Origin of the sequence: Kitasatospora sp. NPDC090308, from assembly GCF_044769485.1 — a bacterium.
In the GTDB taxonomy this organism is placed as follows: domain Bacteria; phylum Actinomycetota; class Actinomycetes; order Streptomycetales; family Streptomycetaceae; genus Kitasatospora; species Kitasatospora fiedleri.
Map to the genome: position 1 here is coordinate 24,238 of NZ_JBIVXY010000024.1, position 19,015 is coordinate 43,252.

The following is a 19,015-nucleotide window of genomic DNA, read 5'->3' on the forward strand; positions in this document are numbered from 1 at the left end:
TGTTGCCCGACGGCAACCGCCGAAGCAGCTTCGGCGAGAACGAGGGAGCCCCAGTGAGCAGCGATCGGGACGGCGTCTACGTCGGCGACAACGCGGCCGAGGACGACGATGACTGGTCCGACGCCCCGGACTACACCGCTCCGTCCTGGTACACCCAGAGCGCCGCGCCGGGTGCTCCGACCGCGGCGCCGCAGCCGCAGCCCGCCCAGCAGCCGCCCGTCCAGCAGCAGGTGCCGCCGGCGGCCCAGCCGCCGCTGGTCCAGCCACCACCGGTGCAGCAGCAGGACCCGCCGCCGCAGGTGCCCGGCCCGGCGCCGGTGCAGCCGCAGCCGGCCCCGCAGCCGCCCGTCCAGCAGCAGGCCGTCCAGCAGCAGGCCGTCCAGCCGCCGGTGGCGGCGCAGCCGGAGCAGCCGCAGCCGCCGGTGCAGCAGCAGGCCGCCCAGCCGGCTCCCCAGCCGGACCCGCAGGTGCAGGTCGCGGCGCAGCCGGAGGCCGGTCCGCACGCCCAGGCCGCGCCGGCCCCGGTGCCGGACGCGGCTCCGCCGGTGGCGGCGCAGCCGGAGCAGCCGCAGCCGCCGGTGCAGCAGCAGCCGGCGCCGCAGCCGCAGCCCGTCCAGCAGCCGCCCGTCCAGCAGCAGCAGCAGCCGTACCCGCCGCAGGTGCAGCAGCCGCAGCAGCCCTACCCCCAGCAGGGCCAGCCGTGGCCCCAGCCGCAGCCGCCGCAGGCGCAGGCGCAGCAGCCGCCGTACCCGCAGCAGGGCCAGCCGTGGCAGCAGCAGCCGCCGGTCGACCCGCGGGCGGGTGGCTGGCCGCAGGCGGGGCAGGGCGGGCCGCAGCCGTACCCGCAGCAGGGTCCGGGGGTCGCGCCGCCGGCTCCGGCGCAGTTCCAGCAGGGGGCCGGGCAGGCCGCGGCGCACGGTGCGGCGCTCGGGTACACGGCGGCGGTGGAGCTGTCCTCGGACCGGCTGCTGCGCGGTCAGCCGAAGGTGCAGAAGCAGTCCCGGTTCCAGTTCGGCGGCAAGTCGGCGCAGGCTGGCAAGCAGCAGAAGCTGGAGCTGATCCGGCACCCGGTGATGACCTGCTACCGGATCGCGGTGATCAGCCTCAAGGGCGGTGTCGGCAAGACCACGACCACCACCTCGCTGGGCGCGACCCTGGCCAGCGAGCGGCAGGACAAGGTCATCGCGATCGACGCCAACCCGGACGCGGGCACCCTGGGCCGCCGCATCAAGCGGCAGACCGGGGCGACCATCCGCGACCTGGTGACGGCGATCCCGAACATCCGCAGCTACATGGACATCCGCCAGTACACCTCGCAGGACCCGAACTCGGGCCTGGAGATCGTCGCCAACGACGTGGACCCGGCGGTCTCCACCACCTTCGACGACTCGGACTACCGCCAGGTGATCCAGGTGCTCGGGCAGCACTACCCGATCATCCTGACCGACTCCGGCACCGGCCTGCTGTACTCGGCGATGCGCGGCGTGCTGGACCTGGCGGACCAGTTGATCGTGGTGGCCACGCCCAGCGTGGACGGCGCCTCCAGCGCCTCGACCACGCTGGACTGGCTGTCCGCGCACGGCTACGCGGACCTGGTGCAGCGCTCGATCACGGTGGTCTCCGGGGTGCGCGAGACCAGCAAGATGATCAAGGTCGAGGACATCGTGGCGCACTTCCAGACCCGCTGCCGCGGCGTCGTGGTGGTGCCGTTCGACGAGAGCCTGGCGGCCGGCGCCGAGGTCAACCTGCAGATGATGCGGCCCAAGGTCCGGGACGCCTACTTCGAGCTGGCGGCGCTGGTCGGCGAGGACATCGCCCGCTCCCAGCAGCAGGCGGGCTGGCAGGGCCAGCAGCAGTACCCGCCGCAGGGCGGTTACCCGCAGCAGCAGCCCTACCCCCAGCCGTACCCGCAGCAGGGGGGCTACCCGCAGCAGGGCCAGCCGTGGCAGCAGCCGCCCGGCCAGCCCTACCCGCAGCAGGGCGGCTACCCGCCGCAGGGCCAGCCGCAGCAGCAGCCCCCGCAGCCCGGCTACGGCTACCCGCCGCCGCACGGGTACGGCTACCCGCCGCCCCACCAGGGCTGAGCCCGCCCGCGCACCCGGGCCGGGCCCGCACGCGCCGGAGCCCCCGCGGACGACCCGTCCGCGGGGGCTCCTGACGTCCGCTCAGGGGCGCTCGGTGAGCTCGCGGGCCCGCTTGACGTCCTCGGCCATCCGCTCCAGCAGGGCGTCGACGGAGTCGAACTTCTCCATGCCGCGCAGCCAGGCCAGGAAGTCGACGGCCACGTGCTGCCCGTACAGGTCGAGGCCGACCCGGTCGATGGCGTACGCCTCGACGGTGCGGGCGGTGCCGTCGAAGGTCGGGTTGGTGCCGACCGAGATCGCGGCGGGCATGGTCTCGCCGTCGGCGGTCAGCCAGCCCGCGTACACGCCGTCGGCGGGGATCGCCGAGTGCGGGACGGTGTCCACGTTGGCGGTGGGGTAGCCGAGTTCGCGCCCGCGCTGGGCGCCGCGGACCACCTCGCCCTCGACCCGGTGCGGGCGGCCGAGGATCTCGGCGACGCCGGTCATGTCGCCGGCCGCGACCAGCCGGCGGCAGAGGCTGGACGAGAACGGCTCGCCGTCGCCCGCCGCGCCGCGCACCTGGAGGTCGACCACCTCGACGGTGAAGTCGTCGGCCCGGCCGAGCTCGGCCAGCAGCTCGACGTTCCCCGCCGCGCGGTGCCCGAAGCGGAAGTTGGGGCCCTCGACGACCGCCTTCGCGTGCAGCGCCTCGACCAGCACCGACCGCACGAAGTACTCCGGGGACTCCTGGGAGAACTCGGCGGTGAACGGCAGCACCAGGACGGCGTCCACGCCCAACTGCTCGACCAGCTCGGCCCGGCGCGGCTGCGGCGCCAGCAGCGGCGGGTGGGTGCCGGGGCGGACCACCTCGCTGGGGTGCGGGTCGAAGGTGACCACGACCGACCGCGCGCCCAGCTCGCCGGCCAGCTCCACCACCCGGTTGATGATCAACTGGTGTCCGCGGTGGACCCCGTCGAACGATCCGATGGTGACGACGCTGCGCCCCCAGTCCCCGGGGATCTCCTCCAGGCCGTGCCAGCGCTGCACCTGACCGCTCCTTGTTCCTACGGGGTGCACGGGCCGTGCACGCGAAAGACCGAAACCGAACCCCTATAGCGTGCCATGCGCCCGGCCCTGCCCAGGTACCGGAAGGCCCTTGGTGTGACCGGTCAGACGACCGCCGGGGCGGTCGACCTGCCGCTCGGCCTCGGCGGCGGCGTACTGCGGGTCCCGGCCGGACGCGGCGAGGGCCCGCAGCCGGGCCAGCCGGGGCCCCAGGGGCGGCGGCGGGGCGTCCTCGGGCCAGGACGCCAGCAGCCGCGCGAAACCCGCCCAGCGGCCCGCACAGCGCACCAGGGCGGCGTCCGCGCCCGGCCACCGCTCGGCGACCAGCAGCAGCAGCTCGCGCACCCGCCGCTCCGGATGCCCGGCGTGCCGGGCCGCCAGCGCCTCCACCACCGCCGCCAGCACCCGCCCGTCCCGCTCGACGGCCAGCAGGGCGTCCAGCAGCTCCTCCCGCCCGCCGCCGGGCGCCGCCAGCACCGGCGCGAACCGGGCCCGCACCGCCGGACCGGCCGCCAGCACCGCGTCCAGCAGCGGACGGCCGTCCCACCCGGCGTCCAGGGCCGCGTCCAGGTGCCGGGCGACCTCCTCGGCCCGCTCCGGGTCCTCCCGCAGCAACTCGGCGGCCAGCAGCAGGCCGGAGCGCGCCACCGCCGGGTCGGCCGCCCCGGCCAGCACCCGCAGGCCCTCCCCCGCCCGGGCGCCCGGCACCCGCAGCCGCTCGCGCACCGCCGCCAGCACCGGCGCCGGGTGCTCCGCCAGCAGCCCGGCCAGCACCTCCGCGGTCAGGAACGGGTCGCCCGCCCGGTACCCGGCCAGCACGGCCGGCAGGTGCTCGGCCCGGTGCGCCGGGTCGCGCACCAGCAGCGCCAACGCCGCGCCGTGCAGGGCGGGTTCGTCCTCCCGGGCGAGCAGCGTCCGGGCCGCCAGCCGCAGCAGCTGCGCGCCCGAGCCGCCCGCGTGCGGGGCGGTGCGCAGCGCGTGCACGGCCGCCGCGACGTGCCGCTCGGGGCGCGGGTCGTGGCTCCAGCGGTCGACCGCCCGGCACAGCGCGGACGGCTCCCGCTCGGCCAGCCGGCCCAGCAGCGCGTCCGCCCGCGGGTGCGCGGTGGCCACCAGGGCCTCGGTCAACTCGTCCAGCGCCAGCGCCCGGTGCTCGTACAGCAGCTCGTCGGCCAGCGCGGCGGCGCGTTCGGTGCGTTCGGCCTCCCCGGCGCGCTCGGTGCGTTCGGCGTTCTCGGTGCGCTCGGTGCGCTCGGCGCCCCTGGAGGTCCGCCCGTACCAGGCGCACAGCAGCGGCAGCACGCCGCGCGGATCGGCCGTCAGCAGCTCGGCGGCGGCCGTCCGGGCCACCTCCGCCCGGCCCGGGTCCCCGGCCAGCCGGCCCAGCAGCGCGACCCGTTCGGCCACCGGCAGCGGCAGCCCGGTCCAGAACGCGGGGCCGAACCGCTCGTCCCGGCCGGCCCGTTCGGCCAGCAGCTCCAGCAACTCCCGGTGCGCGGACGGCTCCGGGCTCGCCGCGATCCCCGCCACCAGCAGCCGGGCCGCCCACCAGTCCGCCTCCCCGCCCCGCTCCGCCCGCTCCAGCGCCGCCCGCACCCGGCGCAGCCACCCGTCCAGCACCGCCGCGCCCCGCACCTGCCCCACCCGGCGCAGCGCTCCCGCCACCACCCCGACCCGGCCCCGGCCCACCCCGCCCCGGACCTCGCCGACGGCCCGGGGGACGGCGGACGCGAGGACGGCGGAGGTAGGGGCGGTGGCGGGAGGGGCGGCGGGCGTGGGCACGGCGTCCGCCCGGGCCCGCTGCTCGCCGCCGCCGGAGGCCCCGACGGCGGGCGCGCGAAGCGTCCCACCGCTGCCCGGTGCCCGCCCCGCGCCGCCCCCGCCGCCCCCGCCGCCGCCAGCGCCCCCGGCGTCGAGGTCGGCACCGTCCACCCCGGCCCCGGCCGCGTCCCCCTCCTCCGGCCCGTCCCGCTCCTCCGGCTCCTCCAGCAGCAGCCGCAGCGCCGCGTCCAGGTCGAGGTGCAGGCTCTGGAGCCACTCCCCCCACTCCTCGTGGCCCGCCCGGTAGCCCGCGCCCGCGGGCACCAGCAGCCGCTCCTCGCGGACGGCCCGGGCCCATCCGCCCGCGTCCGGGAACAGCCGGGCGAAGTCCGCGGCGGGCAGCGCCCCGTCCCCCGCGCCGAGCATCAGGCGGGCGGCCTCGTGCAGCCGTCCGGCCGCGACGGCCGCGAGCCGCCGGACCTGCCGGGCGTCCTCGCCGGGTGCGGCCGGGCCGCCGCGCCGGTGGCGGCGCGGGCCGCCGGGAGTGCGGGCGACCCGGCGGGCGAGGGCGAGGCAGGCCAGGTCGAGCCAGCCGTCGAAGAGTTCGGCCCGGCTGCCGACCGGGCCGTGCACGCCCGCGCCGCGCAGTTCGCCGGCCAGCCGCAGGGCCAGCGGGTGGCCGCGCTCGGCCGGGGCCAGGAACGTCCCGGGCAGGCCGTAGCGGCGGCCGGCCCGGGACGCGGCGTCGTCGGTGAGCGGGCCGAGCCACAGCGCCCGGGCGGTGGAGCGCCAGGGGCCGAGCTGTTCCCAGCCGTCGGGCCGGCAGGCGACCAGGGCCCGGGCGCGGTGCGCGCGCAGCCACTCCAGCCCGGCCGTCAGCCAGCGCGCGGAGAGGGCGAGCGGTGCCTCCTCGGGGCCGTCGAGCACCACCAGCAGCGGCCGTCCGGCGTCGGCGCACAGCGCGGCCAGCTCCCCCGGGTCGACCTCCGGTACGCCGAACTCCCTTGCGGCCAGAGCGAGTCGGCGGCGCAGCGGGTCGCCGAGGGTGCGGTCCCCGGCGGCCAGGTCGGCGCCGCGCAGCCAGAGCGTGGGCAGCGGCTGCGCGGCGCCGGCCCGGCGCACCGCCAGTGCCGCCAGTTCGGTGCTCCGGCCGCTGCCGCTCTCGCCGAGCAGCACGGTGAGGACGTCCTGCGGTTCCTCGCCGCTGAGGCCGTCGGGGCGGTCGACCCGGTCGGCGGCGAGTTCGGCGATCCGCCCGAACCCGGCGGCGGCGGCCTCCAGCTGGGCCTCGGTCAGGCGCAGCGCCCCGCCCAGGTTGAGCGCCCGGCCGAAGGCGGGGGCGTCGGCGCCGTTGCGGGCCAGCAGTCGGCCGAGCGGGGAGTCCTCGGGGCCGGGGCCGGCCGCCAGCGGGACGGCCGCCACGCCGGGCCCGGCGACGGCGCGCACCCGGGGGGCGACCACGGCGAGCACCGCGCCGGTCTCCGGGTCGAGCACCGGCGACCCGGCGGGCGGGGTGACCGGGAGGTCGAGCACCAGCACGCCGGGGACGGTGCGCACCAGCCCGCCGTCGCCGCAGCGGCCGCTCTCCCGGCCGATCGGGCCGCCGCGGGCCAGCGCGGGCGCGCCGTCCTCCCAGCGCTGGTGCGGCACCGCGACGGGGCCGGTGACGGCGGTGCGGCCGATCGGCAGCGCGGGGCCGGGCAGGCCGCCGACCGCGGCGGTGCGCAGCAGGGCCAGGCCGTGGCCGGGCAGCAGGTCGACGCTCTCCGGGCCGAGCACCCGGGACTGCCCGCCGGGGGTGTGCAGCACCAGCCGGGGCACTCCGGCCACCGCCTCGTGCGCGGTGACCACGGTGCCGTGCCGGTCGGCGACGAAGCCGAGGCCGCACAGCCGGCCCTGCTGGTCCCTGATCCGCAGCAGCGCCCGTGCCGGATCCCCCGCGAAGCCGGCGCCCGCACCCTCGCCCATCCCGCCAGTCCTCCCGCCGGTCCTCCGTGCCGGGCCGCGCCCGGCCCCGCACGGAGCCGGGGCCCGGCCGCCGTGCACACCGCGGGTGAGCCTGCCCCCCACCAGCCCCACGGCACCCCGCACGCCCCTCTCACCACACCGCTTCACTCCGCGCGCCCCCCACCGCCCCGCCCGGCGCGCACCCCGCTCCGGACCACCCGGCCCGCTCCCACCCGCCGCCAACTGCCGACTCCCGCCGCCCACTTGCCCGCGCCACTCATCTCGTTTCGGACCCCGCAACCGGAAAACCGCTGGCGCCCCGCCCACTCCGGGAGCCACCCTGCCCGGCATGGACGTCCGCCTGACCCCCTGGTCCGACTCCGACCTCGACCTGCTGCGCCGCGTCAACACCCCGCAGATGCGCCGCCACGTCGGCGGCCCGGAGGACGAGGAGCAGCTGCTCCTGCGCCACCGCCGCTACCTCGAACTGCCGTCCCGGGGCGGCCTGATGTACGCCGTGCTGGCCGACGGCGCCCCGGCCGGCTCGATCGCCCGCCACCGGCGCGACTGGCAGGGCGCCGAGGTGCACGAGGCCGGCTGGAACGTGCTGCCCGAGTTCCAGGGGCGCGGCATCGCGCGCGCGGCCGGCCGCGCGCTGCTCGGCGCGCTGCGCGCGCTGGTCGCCGCCGACCCGGCCGCCCCGGGCGTGCTGCACGCCTTCCCGGCCGTCGACAACGCCCCGTCCAACGCGCTCTGCGCCCGGCTGGGCCTCACCTGCGCCGGCCCGTGCGCCTTCGAGTACCCGCGGGGCTCGGGCCGCTTCCTGCGCAGCAACGACTGGCGCCTGCCGCTGCGCTGAGAACGGCGGCGGCCCCGGCGGGACGCATCCCGCCGGGGCCGCTGCCGGAGCGTGCCGCTCAGCCGACGAACACCGCCACCGGCTTGGCCTTGCCGCCGCTCTCCTCGATCAGCGCCAGGAACCGCCCGTCCGGGTCGAAGACCGCGACCGGCCCGGCCGCGCCCAGCCCGGGGGCGTCCAGCCGCATGCCGTTGGAGAGCAGCCGGGCCTGCTCGGCGTCCACGTCCCAGCGCGGGAAGGCGGCGGCCGCGGCCTCGGCGATCGGCAGCACCTCCAGCTTCTCCTCCAGCTGCTCCAGGGTGCGCGCCGACTCGACCGCGTACGGCCCGACCCTGGTGCGCCGCAGCGCGGTCAGGTGTCCGCCGACGCCGAGCGCCGCGCCCAGGTCCCGGGCCAGCGCCCGGATGTACGTCCCGGAGGAGCAGTCGACCGTGACGTCGAGGTCGAGCACCGGCGTGCCGTCCTCGGCGACGGCGGCGCGCGCCTCGTGCACCGTGAAGGCGTGCACCGTGGTGGGGCGGGCGGCGAGCTCGAAGTCCTCGCCCTCGCGGACCCGGGCGTACGAGCGCTTCCCGTCGATCTTGATCGCGCTGACCTTGGACGGGACCTGCATGATCTCGCCGGTGAGCTTCGCGACCTCGGCGTCGACCGCCTCGCGGGTGACGCCGTCCGCGGCGGCGGACGCGGTGACCTCGCCCTCCCGGTCGTCGGTGACCGTGGTCTGCCCGAGCCGGATCGTGGCCTCGTAGGTCTTGGCGGTGAGCATCAGGTGCCCGAGCAGCCGGGTGGCCCGCTCCACGCCGATCACCAGCACGCCGGTGGCCATCGGGTCGAGGGTGCCCGCGTGCCCGACCTTGCGGGTCCCGGCCAGCCACCGCAGCTTGGCGACCACGCCGTGCGAGGTGATGCCCTCCGGCTTGTCGACGATCACCAGCCCGTCGGGGCCCGTGCCTTTACGCTTCATCGCTTCATCATCATTTCGAAATCCGGCCCGCATCCCTGCGCGCATTCCGGCGCGACCGCTCCCGCGGCCCGCCCGGCCCGAGCACCGAACCGCACGAGCCTAACGCGCGCCGGAGCCCCCGGACGCCGCCCGCAGGCCGGACGCCCGGGTCGGGGCACCCGGGTCTGGACGCCCGGACGAGAACGTCCCGGCTACGGCGCCGCGGCCGGCCCCGGCTCCGCCGCCACCTGGGCCAGCGCCGCCCGGAACCGCTCCACGACGACCTCCACGGCCTCCCGCGCGCTGAACCCGGCCGCGTACACGTGTCCGCCGCCGCCCAGCCGGGCGCACACCGCCGCCACGTCGACCGCGCCCCGGGAGCGGCAGGAGCCGCGCAGCGTGCCGTCCGGGTCCTGCTTGAGCACCAGCGCGACGTCCGCCTCGGCGGGCTTGCGCAGCACGTCGATCAGGCCCTCGATCTCCTCCACGGTGACGCCGAACAGCGCCAGGTCCTGGTACGGCACCCAGGTCCACACCAGCCCGTGCCCGCCGGCCTCCTCGGGCTCGAACGCGGCCCGCTCCAGCGCCCCGGCGAGCACCTTGAGGTACCCGAAGGAGGTGGTGTCCCAGAGCTGGCGGGAGATCAGGTCCTGCCGGATGCCGGTGGCCAGCATCCGCCCGGCCATCTCGTGGGTGGCGGGCGTGGTGGCCCGGTACTTGAACGAGCCGGTGTCGGTGGCGATGCCGGTGTACAGGCAGGTCGCGATGGATTGGTCGAGCGGCACCCGCAGCCGCCGCAGCAGCTCGTCCACCAGGACGGCGGTGGCAGCCGCGGCCGGGTCGATCAGCCGGACGGTGCCGAAGCCGGGGTTGGAGGCGTGGTGGTCGAACACCACCAGCGCGCCCGCCGCGAACGCCTTCTCGCGCAGCAGGCCGAGCCGCTCCTCGGAGGCGGCGTCGAAGGCCAGCACCAGCGCGGGCGCGGCGGGCACCGCGGCGGCGGGGACGATCAGCTCCTGCCCGGGCAGGAAGGACAGCGACTCCGGGATGACCTGCGGGTCGTCGCCGAACGACACCCGCACCCGCTTGCCCAGGCCGCGCAGCGCCAGCGCGGCGGCCAGCGCCGAGCCCAGCGCGTCGCCGTCCGGGCAGATGTGGCAGACCAGGTCGATCTCGTCGCTGTCCGCGATCAGTTCCAGGGCCCGCTGCCACTGCGCCTCGAACCGGCCGTCGGCGGCGGCCGGGGCCGTCTCCGCCCCGGATTCGGACGATGACTCGCTGCGAGGGCCCGGAAGCACCGCGAGGGCGGTCTCCACCTGTGTGGTGGAGACCGCCCTCGCGGTGCCGGACTCGGCCGGCTTCCCGGCCATGGTCACTCGTCCTCGTCGTCGTCGCGGGCCGACTTGTAGGGGTCGGCCTCGCCCGCGTACACGGCTCCGGCGGCGGCGGTGCGGACGGCGGCGTCGGAGAGCCGGGCCTTGTCCAGCAGGTCGTCGATGTTGCGCGCGTTGTCGGGCAGGGCGTCGGCGACGAAGGTCAGGGTCGGGGTGAACCGTACCCCGGTCTGCTTGCCGACCTCGGAGCGCAGGATGCCCTTGGCGCTCTCCAGCGCGGCCGCGCTGGACTCCCGCTCGGCCTCGTCACCGTAGACGGTGTAGAAGACGGTGGCCTCGCGCAGGTCCCCGGTGACCCGGGCGTCGGTGATGGTGACGTACCCCAGGCGCGGGTCCTTGATCCGGCGCTGCAGGGTCTCCGCCACGACCACCTGGATGCGGTCGGCGAGCTTGCGCGCCCTAGCGGTGTCGGTCACGTTGCCTCCTCGTGCAGTAGGCGCGTACCCCGGGTCATGACCTCACCCGGTGGGGCCCTCTCCCCAACGTACCCGCCCGCGCCCAGCCTTGTGGGCGCTCTCGGTCCTGTGCGGGTGTGACGGTGGTGACGCCCGCAGGTCATTCGTCGTCGTCGTGGTGGTGGCGCCTCCGCACGGAGAGCAGCACCACCTCGGGGCGGCCGGCGACGAGCCGCTCACAGCTGTCCAGGACCTCGCTGACGTACCCGGCGTCGCCGGACACCACCGCACAGCCGATCTCGGCCCTGCGGTGCAGGTCCTGGTCTCCTACCTCCGCGGCGCACACGCTGTACTTGCGCCGCAGTTCGGCCACGATGGGCCGCACGATCGACCGCTTCTCCTTGAGCGAGTGCACGTCGCCGAGGAGCAGGTCGAAGGTGAGTGTTCCTACGAACATGGGGGACAGGCCTGGGCCGGCCTGGGAGCCTCGAAGGAGTTCCGACAGCCCGACCCTAACAAGCACGGCCGGGGCCGGTCGACGGGTTAACGCACCCGCCGGCCGACCCCGGCCCGGTACCCGTTACGAGCGCGGCTTCTCCCGCATCTCGTAGGTCTCGATGACATCCTCGATCTTGATGTCGTTGAACGAGCCCAGGGTGACACCGGCCTCGAAGCCCTCGCGGACCTCGGTCGCGTCGTCCTTGAAGCGGCGCAGGCCCTCGATGTTGAGGTTCTCCGCCACGACCTTGCCGTCGCGCAGCAGGCGCGCCTTGGTGTTGCGGCGGATGATGCCCTCGCGGACGAGGACACCGGCGATGTTGCCGAACTTGGAGGAGCGGAACACCTCGCGGATCTCCGCGGAGCCGAGGCGCACCTCCTCGTACTCGGGCTTGAGCAGGCCCTTGAGCGCGGCCTCGATCTCCTCGATCGCCTGGTAGATGACCGAGTAGTACCGGATGTCGACGCCCTCGCGCTCGGCCGCGGTACGGGCACGCCCCTCGGCGCGCACGTTGAAGCCGATGATGATGGCGTCCGAGCCCATCGCCAGGTCCACGTCGGACTCGGTGATGGCACCCACACCGCGGTGCAGGATCCGGAGCTCGACCTCCTCGCCCACGTCCAGCTTGACGAGCGCGTCCTCGAGGGCTTCGACGGAACCGGAGACGTCACCCTTGATGATGAGGTTGAGCTTCTCGATGTTGCCGGCGGCCAGCGCGGCCTCGAAGCCCTCCAGCGAGACGCGGACGCGGCGCTGGGCCATCGAGGCGTTGCGGTCGCGGGCGGAGCGCTTCTCGGCGATCTGGCGGGCGGTGCGGTCCTCGTCGACGACGATGAAGCTGTCGCCGGCGCGGGGCACCGAGGTCAGACCGAGCAGCATGACCGGACGGGACGGGCCAGCCTCGGAGAGGCTGTTGCCGTTCTCGTCCAGCATCGCGCGGACGCGGCCGTAGGAGTCGCCGACCACGATCGAGTCGCCGACCCGCAGGGTGCCGCGCTGGATGAGCAGCGTCGCCATGGCGCCGCGGCCCTTGTCCAGGTGGGCCTCGATCGCGATGCCCTGGGCGTCCTGCTCCGGGTTGGCGCGCAGGTCGAGGGAGGCGTCCGCGGTCAGGACCACGGCCTCCAGCAGCTCCTCGATGTTGAGGCCCTGGCGGGCGGAGATGTCGACGAACATGGTGTCGCCGCCGTACTCCTCGGCCACCAGGCCGAACTCGGTGAGCTGGCCGCGGACCTTGGTCGGGTCCGCGCCCTCGACGTCGATCTTGTTGACCGCGACCACGATCGGCACGCCGGCGGCCTTGGCGTGGTTCAACGCCTCGACCGTCTGCGGCATGACGCCGTCGTTGGCCGCGACCACCAGGATCGCGATGTCGGTGGACTTGGCACCACGGGCACGCATGGCGGAGAACGCCTCGTGACCCGGGGTGTCGAGGAAGGTGATCCGGCGCTCCTCGCCGTTCACCTCGGTCGCCACCTGGTAGGCACCGATGTGCTGGGTGATGCCGCCGGCCTCGCCCGCGACCACGTTGGTCTTGCGGATCGCGTCGAGCAGGCGGGTCTTGCCGTGGTCGACGTGACCCATGACGGTGACCACCGGCGGACGCGGAGCCAGCTGCTCCTCGTCGCCCTCGTCGACGCCGAAGTCGATGTCGAACGACTCCAGCAGCTCGCGGTCCTCGTCGTCCCGGCTGACGATCTCCAGCACGAAGCCCATCTCGTCGGCCAGCAGCTGCAGCGTGGCGTCGGAGACCGACTGGGTGGCGGTGACCATCTCACCGAGGTTGAACATCACCGAGACGAGCGCCGCCGGGTTGGCGTTGATCTTCTCCGCGAAGTCCGTCAGCGAAGCGCCGCGCGAGAGGCGAACGGTCGAGCCGTTGCCGCGCGGCAGCATCACGCCGCCGACGGACGGGGCCTGCATGGCCTCGTACTCCTGGCGCTTCGCGCGCTTCGACTTCCGGCCGCGGGCCGGACGGCCACCGGGGCCGCGACCGAACGCGCCCTGCGTGCCACCGCGGGCACCCGGGCCACCGGGACGACCGCCGAAGCCGCCGGGACGGGCACCGCCGCCACCGAAGCCGCCGCCGCCACCGGCGCCGCCACCCGGACGGGGGCCGCCGAAGCCGCCACCGGCCGGACGCGAGCCCGGACCGGCCGGACGGCCCTGGAAGCCGGGACGGGCACCGCCCGGAGCACCCGGACGCGCACCGGGGCCACCCGGACGCGCACCGGCACCCGGACCCGGGCGCGGGCCCGGACGCTGCGGCATCATGCCGGGGTTCGGACGGGGCATCCCGGACGGGCTGGGCGCACCGCCCGGACGCGGAGCGGCCGGACGCGGCATGCCGTCGGGACGGGGGGCACCGGCACCCGGGCCACCGGGACGCGGGGCGCCACCGGGACGGGGACCGCGCTCACCGGACGGCGCACCGCCCGGACGCGGAGCGCCGGCACCCGGGGCACCGCCCGGACGGGGACCGCGCTCGCCACCGGGACGGGGACCGCGCTCGCCACCCGGCGCACCGGCCGGACGGGGACCGCGCTCGCCACCGGGACGGGGGCCGCGCTCACCGGACGGCGCACCTCCCGGACGCGGAGCGGCCGGACGGGCCATGCCCGACGCGCCGCCCGAGGTGAAGGGGTTGTTGCCCGGCCGCGGGCCGGACGGCCGCGGACCCGGACGGGCCGCGGGGTTCGCCGGGGCCGGCCGCGGGGCGGCCGGACGCGCCGGAGCCTCGCCGGCCGGGGCCGGGGAGGAGAACTCCGCCGCCGGCGCCGGAGCGGCCGGGGCGGGCGTCGCCGGGCGCGGACCCGGGGCGGGGGCCCCGGCCGGCTTCGGCGCGGACGGACCCGCCGCGGGCGCGGGGGTCGCGGGGGTGGGACGGGGGCCCGGCGTCACGGTGGGACGCGGGCCGGGGGTGGGGGCGCCACCCGGCTTGGGTGCCGCGGAACCGGCGCTGCCGGTCGGTTGGGGCGCCGCGGGCTTCCGCGGGCCAGGCTTCGCGGAGGACGCGCCGCCGGACGGCGGGGTCGCTCCCAAAGCGTCAGTCAGCTTACGCACGACCGGCGCCTCGATCGTCGAGGACGCCGAACGCACGAACTCGCCCAGCTCGGTGAGCTTGGCCATGACGGCCTTACTCTCCAAGCCAAGCTCCTTGGCGAGTTCGTATACCCGGACCTTAGCCACTTCGCTCCTGTCTATGCGTCCGGGGTATTCGTCCGCCGGACTGCTGTTACTTCATGGGCGTACTCATCGCGTACTCATCGAGTGCTCATCGCAATCTCGACCTACTTCCATCTCGCGAGGTACCTGACTGGGGTGCACGGCGACGTGCCACGTGCCGTGCGCTGGTGCGTGTTGCCGGGCGCGGGGCCCGTCAGTGGGCCGACTGCCGATCGGCCGGACTGGCTTCCGCCCCGACGTGCTCCCGCAGGGCGCCGGGGTCGAGCGCGCCCTGGACCCGGAGGGCCCTGGGGAACGCCCGGCGGCGGACCGCGAGGTCGAGGCAGTTCGGGTCGGGGTGCAGATACGCACCCCGGCCCGGCAGTGTGCCGCGGGGATCGGGGACGCAGTCGCCCTCGCCCGCCACGACACGCAGCAGCTCGTGCTTGGCCGCGCGCTTGCGGCAGCCCACGCAGGTGCGCTCAGGGCATGCCCGGACATGCGTCCGGCCAGACACGTTCAAGTCTACCCCTCCGAAGGGACTCACCGCCGCCGAGTAGATCTCCGGAGGCACCTGACAACGTTGTTAGCGGGCTGCCGATTCCCCGGCGGGGGCCTCGGTGTCCGGACGGATGTCGATCCGCCAGCCGGTGAGACGGGCGGCCAGCCGGGCGTTCTGCCCCTCCTTGCCGATCGCCAGCGACAGCTGGTAGTCCGGCACGATCACCCGGGCGGAGCGCTGGGCCAGGTCGACGATCTCCACCTTCGTCACCCGCGCGGGCGACAGCGCGGCGGCGACCATCTCCGCCGGGTCCTCCGACCAGTCGACGATGTCGATCTTCTCGCCGTGCAGCTCGGACATCACGGTGCGCACCCGCATGCCGTTCGGGCCGATGCAGGCGCCCTTGGCGTTCAGGCCCTGCCGGCGCGACCAGACCGCGATCTTGGTGCGGTGGCCGGCCTCGCGGGCGATCGCGGCGATCTCCACCGAGCCGTCCGCGATCTCCGGGACCTCCAGCGCGAACAGCCGCTTCACCAGGTTCGGGTGGGTGCGCGAGAGCGTCACCGACGGGCCGCGGACACCGCGCCGCACGCCCACCACGTAGCACTTCAGCCGGGTGCCGTGCCGGTAGTCCTCGCCCGGGACCTGCTCCTGCGGCGGCAGGATGGCCTCCAGCTTGCCGATGTCGACCAGCACGCTCTTCGGGTCGTTGCCCTGCTGGACGACACCGGTGACGATGTCGCCCTCCTTGCCCGCGTACTCGCCGAAGGTCTGGTCGTCGGCGGCGTCCCGCAGCCGCTGCAGGATGACCTGCTTGGCGGTGGACGCGGCGATCCGGCCGAAGCCCGACGGGGTGTCGTCGAACTCCTTCGGCTCGACGCCCTCCTCCAGCTCGGACGCGTCCTCCAGCGCCCAGACCGTCACGTGGCCGGTCTTGCGGTTCAGCTCCACCCGCGCCCGGCGGCGCGAGCCCTCGGTGCGGTGGTACGCGATGAGGAGGGCCGACTCGATCGACTCGACCAGCAGGTCGAACGGCACGCCCTTCTCGGTGACCAGCCCGCGCAGGGCACTCATGTCGATGTCCACGACTACGCCTCCTCTTCCTCTTCGTCCACGTCCGCGATGTCGGCGGCGGCGTCGAGCAGTTCCTCGTCCTTGCGGTTGAACTCGACCTGCACCCGGGCCCGCGCGATCTCCGCGAACTCCAGTCGGCGCTCCTTGGGGCGGCCGCGCCCCTTGACCGGCTGCACCTCGACCAGCGCGCCGTCCTCGTCGCTCTCCAGCACCCGCGCGGTCAGCTCCGCGCCGTCCACCAGCTTGACCGCGGCCAGCCGGCCGGTCGCCCGGCGCCAGTGCCGCGGCGCGTCCAGCGGGCGCTCGGCGCCCGGCGAACCGACCTCCAGCAGGTACGGGGCCTCGCCCATCAGGTCGGAGGCGTCCAGCGCCTGGCTCACCAGGCGGGAGAACTCGGCGATCGCGTCGAGGTCGACGCCGCCGTCGGCGTCCACGTCGACCTGCACCTGGCGGCGGCTGCCGGCCTGGGTCACCCTGACCTCTTCCAGGTCCAACCCGGCCTCGGCCGCCAGCGGCTCCAACAACGCGCGCAGCCGGTCAGTGGGGGTGGTGCTCATCCGGGTGACTCCTCGGCCGCGTCTGCTGTTGTCGAAGGTGCTAACTCATCGCGAAGCCTATCGGGTCAACCCCCGAACCGCCGATTCCGACCCGGACGGCCCGCACCCCCTGCGAGCAAGCTCACAGCGGTCGGATACCGTCCAAGCTCCGTACGGGGCCGGTGCGGCTCCGGTAAAGATTCTCCCGACGGGGGCACAGGGCCCCCACCGACCCGGCTGGAGCACCGATGCCCGCACCCACACGGCGGACCCTGCTGGCCCTCGGGGCGCTCGGCGGGCTCCAGTTGCTCTGCGGCTGCACCGGCGACCGTCCGGCCCCGCCGAAGCCCGCCGCCGCGGACCCGGACCGGCCGCTGCGGCTGCGCCAACTCGCCGCCACCGACGCCCTGCTGGCCGACTACGACGCCGTCCTCGCCACCGGACCGGCCGACGCCGACCGGCTCGCCGACCTGCGCGAGGACCTCGCCCGGCACCGCGAGGCGCTGGCCGGACCGCTGCCCTCGGCCGCCGCCTCCCCCTCCCCCTCGGGCCCGGTCTCCTCCGCCGCCTCGCCCGCCGGTTCCCCCGCCGGTTCCCCCGCCGCGAGCGCGAGCGCGACCGCCCGGACCTCCGCCGACCTGGCCGCCGCCGAGCAGCGGACCGCCGCGCTGCGCCTGGCCGACCTGGCCGCCGCCTCCCCGGAGCTGGCCCGGACCCTCGCCTCGGTCGCCGCCTCCGACGCGGCCCACGCGGCCGCCCTCGGCGACCCCGCCGCCCCCGCCGCCGCCCCCGCGCCCTCCGGCTCCCCCGCCGCCTCCGCCTCCGCCTCCCCCGTCGCGCTCCCGGCCGCCGACGCCGCCGCCCTGCAGGCGGCCCTCGCCGCCGAGCACGCCGCCGTCTACGGCTACGGCGTGGTCGGCGCGTTCCTCCCGGCCGGGCCCCAGCGCGAGGACGCCCGCACCACGTACGGCGCGCACCAGGCCCGCCGCGACACCTGGCAGCGCGTCCTCACCGCCGGCGGCGCCTCCCCCACCGCCGCCGCCCCCGGCTACCGCCTGCCCTTCCAGGTCAAGGACGCCGCCACCGCCGCCCAGTTGGCCGCCTACCTGGAGACCCAGCTGACCGCCGCCTACGCGGACCTCGCCGCCACCGCCGCCCTGCGCGAGCGGGCCGCCGCCGCCCTGCGCGAGTGCGCCCTGCGCGCCGCCCACTGGGGCGCCGACCTGCCCGCCCTCCCGGGCCTGGCGGAAGCGGCCTGACCCCGGGCGCCGGCCCCGCCCCGGATAATCGCTCCCATGGCACAAGCTGCGCGGTTCAGCGTCCCCGAGCGTCTGGTCGAGTCGGTGCGGGCGGAGGGGAGCCCCGCGGCCCGGACGTGGCTGGCGAAGCTGCCCGGGCTGCTCGCGCGGCGGCTGGCGGACTGGGACCTGGTGCCCGAGCGGGTGGTGGAGCCGGGCGGCCGGGGCAGCGTGGTGCTGTACGCGCACCGGGCCGGCGACCTGGCGCCGGTGGCGGTGAAGGTCTCCCGGTCGCCCGGCGAGGCCGCCGCGCTGCGGACGTGGGCCGGGCGGGGCGCGGTGCTGCTGCTGGCCGAGGCGGACGGCGCCCTGCTGCTGGAACGGCTGCACGGGGAGATCCCGCTGCGCTCGCTCGCCGAGGCCCAGGCGATGCTGGAGGCCACCAGCCTGCTGCGCCGCCTGTGGGTGCCGGCCCCGGCCGGCCACGGCTTCCCGACCCTGGCGGAGCACGCGCGAGGGCTCGCCGAGCGCGTCGCCGCCCGGCGCGCGCTGCCGCTCGCCGCGGACGCCGGACCGCTGCTGGACGAGGCCCTGGAGGCGGTCGCGCTGGCGGCGGACGCCGAAGGGTGGCTGCTGCACGGGGAGTTCCAGCACGGCCGGGTGCTGGCCGCGGACCGCGCCCCGTGGCTGGCGGTGGCCCCGCGCCCCCTGGTCGGCGACCGGGCCTACGACCTGGCGGGCCTGGTGCTGGAGCGGCTGGACACCCTGGCCGCCTCCCCGGGCCCGCGCGGCGCGGCCCGCCGCCGGCTCGCCCGGCTCGCGGAGGCGGTGGAGCTCCCCGCCGACCGGGTCCGGGCCTGGACCCTGCTGCGGGCGGCGGACACCGCCCTGGAGGCGCTGGCCGCGGACGACACCGCGGCGGCCGAACTCCATCTGGAGTTCGCGTCCTGGCTCTGAGGCCGGGGCGTGGCGCCGCCCGGGACGGCAGGTAGTAACGTCCCGCTTCATGGAGCAGCTCACCGGGGTGACGATCGAGGCCATCGACCTGGCGGCGTGGGCGCCTGCCGTGCTGGAGGTCCAGGCGGTCGCGTTCGGGCTCGGGCCGCACGAGGTCGCGGTCCGGCTGCCGATCGTGGGGCGGCACGCGCTGCAGCCGGGGGTGGTGGCGCTGGGGGCGATGGCGCGGGGGCGGCTGGTCGGGTTCGGGTACGGGATGCCGAACCGGCGCGAGCACTGGTGGTCGACGGTGATCGAGCCGTACCTGGCGGCGCGCGGCCACGAGGACTGGCTGGACGGGGTGTTCGCGGTGACGGAGCTGCACGTGCTGCCGGAGTTCCAGGGGCTGGGCCTGGGCACCCGGCTGATCCGCACGCTGTGCGGGCACTCGGGGCTGGACCGGTCGATCCTGTCGGCGATCGACGCGGAGACCCCGGCGCGCCGGCTCTACCGCTCGCTGGGCTACCGGGACTTGGCGCCGGCGGTGCGCTTCCCGAACACCGTCCGCCCGTACGCGGTGATGGGCGCGCACCTGCCGCTGCGCGACCCGGCGCGCCCCTGACCGCGGGCCGGCCGGC

15 protein-coding genes are annotated in these 19,015 nt (G+C 76.5%); 5 read left to right on the plus strand and 10 right to left on the minus strand.

Annotation, left to right across the window (positions count from 1 at the left end; genetic code table 11):
* Window positions 1-53 precede the first annotated feature (53 nt).
* Window positions 54-2,084, plus strand: coding sequence for a MinD/ParA family protein (locus tag ACIQVD_RS32465; protein ID WP_402292539.1), 2,031 nt, complete (start codon window positions 54-56; stop codon window positions 2,082-2,084).
* An 81-nt stretch (window positions 2,085-2,165) separates the two neighbouring features.
* Here ACIQVD_RS32465 and ACIQVD_RS32470 read toward each other — a convergent pair whose 3' ends face one another.
* Both ACIQVD_RS32470 and ACIQVD_RS32475 read right to left on the minus strand, forming a co-directional pair.
* A complete protein-coding gene (locus ACIQVD_RS32470) occupies window positions 2,166-3,110 on the minus strand; it encodes a bifunctional riboflavin kinase/FAD synthetase (protein ID WP_100840450.1) in 945 nt (314 codons plus the stop codon).
* Between the two features lie 63 nt (window positions 3,111-3,173).
* Entirely contained in the window at window positions 3,174-6,857 is a 3,684-nt protein-coding gene (locus ACIQVD_RS32475; RefSeq protein ID WP_402292540.1) for a serine protease, read from the minus strand.
* A gap of 328 nt (window positions 6,858-7,185) precedes the next feature.
* On the opposite strand from ACIQVD_RS32475, the gene ACIQVD_RS32480 reads away from it, so the two are divergent.
* Complete coding sequence (locus ACIQVD_RS32480; RefSeq protein ID WP_402292541.1) at window positions 7,186-7,695, plus strand: GNAT family N-acetyltransferase; 510 nt, start codon at window positions 7,186-7,188, stop codon at window positions 7,693-7,695.
* A gap of 58 nt (window positions 7,696-7,753) precedes the next feature.
* Here the strand turns inward: ACIQVD_RS32480 and truB are convergent, their stop codons facing one another.
* The 8 genes from truB to rimP form a co-directional block, all read right to left on the minus strand.
* Window positions 7,754-8,659, minus strand: coding sequence for a tRNA pseudouridine(55) synthase TruB (gene truB / locus ACIQVD_RS32485; protein ID WP_400693406.1), 906 nt, complete (start codon window positions 8,657-8,659; stop codon window positions 7,754-7,756).
* Between the two features lie 191 nt (window positions 8,660-8,850).
* Window positions 8,851-10,008, minus strand: coding sequence for a bifunctional oligoribonuclease/PAP phosphatase NrnA (locus ACIQVD_RS32490; protein WP_400693408.1), 1,158 nt, complete (start codon window positions 10,006-10,008; stop codon window positions 8,851-8,853).
* 2 nt (window positions 10,009-10,010) lie between these two features.
* Window positions 10,011-10,448 (minus strand): 30S ribosome-binding factor RbfA, encoded by a 438-nt coding sequence (gene rbfA / locus ACIQVD_RS32495; RefSeq protein ID WP_100840455.1) that lies wholly within the window; start codon window positions 10,446-10,448, stop codon window positions 10,011-10,013.
* A gap of 139 nt (window positions 10,449-10,587) precedes the next feature.
* On the minus strand, window positions 10,588-10,884 hold the full coding sequence (locus ACIQVD_RS32500; RefSeq protein ID WP_400693411.1) for a DUF503 domain-containing protein: 297 nt from the start codon (window positions 10,882-10,884) through the stop codon (window positions 10,588-10,590).
* 123 nt (window positions 10,885-11,007) lie between these two features.
* Window positions 11,008-14,115, minus strand: coding sequence for a translation initiation factor IF-2 (infB, locus tag ACIQVD_RS32505; protein WP_400693415.1), 3,108 nt, complete (start codon window positions 14,113-14,115; stop codon window positions 11,008-11,010).
* 190 nt (window positions 14,116-14,305) lie between these two features.
* Window positions 14,306-14,608, minus strand: a complete 303-nt coding sequence (locus ACIQVD_RS32510; protein WP_400693418.1) for a YlxR family protein — start codon at window positions 14,606-14,608, stop codon at window positions 14,306-14,308.
* 69 nt (window positions 14,609-14,677) lie between these two features.
* On the minus strand, window positions 14,678-15,679 hold the full coding sequence (gene nusA, locus ACIQVD_RS32515; protein ID WP_100840458.1) for a transcription termination factor NusA: 1,002 nt from the start codon (window positions 15,677-15,679) through the stop codon (window positions 14,678-14,680).
* A 2-nt stretch (window positions 15,680-15,681) separates the two neighbouring features.
* Window positions 15,682-16,224, minus strand: coding sequence for a ribosome maturation factor RimP (gene rimP / locus ACIQVD_RS32520; protein WP_400693422.1), 543 nt, complete (start codon window positions 16,222-16,224; stop codon window positions 15,682-15,684).
* A 227-nt stretch (window positions 16,225-16,451) separates the two neighbouring features.
* Between rimP and ACIQVD_RS32525 the strand changes: the two genes are divergently transcribed.
* From ACIQVD_RS32525 to ACIQVD_RS32535, 3 genes are read left to right on the plus strand one after another with little or no spacing between them, the layout of a single operon-like run.
* Complete coding sequence (locus ACIQVD_RS32525) at window positions 16,452-17,462, plus strand: DUF4439 domain-containing protein (protein ID WP_402292542.1); 1,011 nt, start codon at window positions 16,452-16,454, stop codon at window positions 17,460-17,462.
* Window positions 17,463-17,498: 36 nt separating this feature from the next.
* Complete coding sequence (locus tag ACIQVD_RS32530) at window positions 17,499-18,398, plus strand: aminoglycoside phosphotransferase family protein (RefSeq protein ID WP_402292543.1); 900 nt, start codon at window positions 17,499-17,501, stop codon at window positions 18,396-18,398.
* Window positions 18,399-18,447: 49 nt separating this feature from the next.
* Window positions 18,448-18,999, plus strand: a complete 552-nt coding sequence (locus ACIQVD_RS32535) for a GNAT family N-acetyltransferase (RefSeq protein WP_100840461.1) — start codon at window positions 18,448-18,450, stop codon at window positions 18,997-18,999.
* The last annotated feature ends 16 nt before the right edge of the window (window positions 19,000-19,015 follow it).